This is a genomic window from Pseudomonas agronomica, from assembly GCF_025917275.1.
Lineage (GTDB): Bacteria > Pseudomonadota > Gammaproteobacteria > Pseudomonadales > Pseudomonadaceae > Aquipseudomonas > Aquipseudomonas agronomica.
The window spans coordinates 1-673 of sequence record NZ_JAOSHO010000971.1; the positions used below are offsets into that span (position 1 = coordinate 1).

Annotated in this window: 1 protein-coding gene; it reads left to right on the forward strand. The window is 64.2% G+C overall.

Translation table 11 applies throughout. From position 1 onward, the window contains the following. Positions 1 to 673 (forward strand): AMP-binding protein (locus OC610_RS28440; protein ID WP_264433056.1); only part of this gene is annotated, 673 nt, incomplete at both ends.

Sequence of the window (673 nt, forward strand, 5' to 3'; positions counted from 1 at the left end):
GCCGTGCCAATCGCCTGGCCCACAAGCTCATCGAACTGGGCGTCGGCCCGGAAGTGCGGGTGGGCGTGGCGATGCCGCGTTCGGAGCAGTTGCTGATCGCCTTGCTGGCGGTGCTCAAGGCCGGTGGTGCCTACGTGCCGCTGGACCCGGATTACCCGACCGAGCGCGTGGCCTACATGCTCGATGACAGTCGGGCGCAGGTGTTATTGACCGAGCAGGCGGTGGCGCAGACGTTGACGGTTCCGGCTGAAGCCGAAGTGCTGATGCTGGATCGGATTGAGTTGACTTCATACCCCTTAAAAGCACCGGTCACAGCGGTCAAACCAGACAACCTCGCCTACGTCATCTACACCTCCGGCTCCACCGGCCAACCCAAGGGCGTGGCCATCGCCCACCGCAACGTCCTGGCGCTGATCGACTGGTCCAAGACCGTCTACAGCCGCGACGACATCCAAGGCGTACTTGCTTCAACTTCAGTGTGCTTCGACCTGTCGGTATGGGAGCTCTTCGTGACCCTGGCCAACGGCGGCTCGCTGATCATCGCCCGCAACGCCCTGGAACTGCCGCACCTGCCGGCCCGCGACCAGGTGCGCCTGATCAACACCGTGCCCTCGGCCATCGCCGCGTTGCAGCGCAGCGGTGAGATTCCGCCAAGCGTGCGCATCATCAACCT